This is a genomic window from Bacillus sp. AC266 (genome assembly GCF_979253805.1).
The window spans coordinates 1-246 of record NZ_CEEDEC010000061.1; the positions used below are offsets into that span (position 1 = coordinate 1).

Consider the following 246-nt stretch of genomic DNA (forward strand, 5'->3'; position numbering starts at 1 on the left):
GTATTGTAGTAGCCTTCACTATATTCAATTACTTCGCCAACTTCATCGTAAGAATAGCGCATACGTTTTAATAACTCTGTTCCCTCTTTTTCTCCTAACACTTCTGCAACGAAATTAGGAGCAAATCCAACAGCGAATTCATCTCTGAAGTTTTCTAAATGTATACCACGTTCCTCGACTAGATCATAAAGCGATTGTAAGTCAAAGTCCGCTAAGTCTGTACTTGCCATTTGTGCTGAGAAATAG

At 38.2% G+C, this 246-nt stretch carries 1 protein-coding gene; it reads right to left on the bottom strand.

Annotated elements, in window-relative coordinates:
• The coding region (locus AC0IXC_RS29320; RefSeq protein ID WP_471653724.1) for a UTRA domain-containing protein at positions 1-246 on the bottom strand (246 nt) is incomplete at both ends.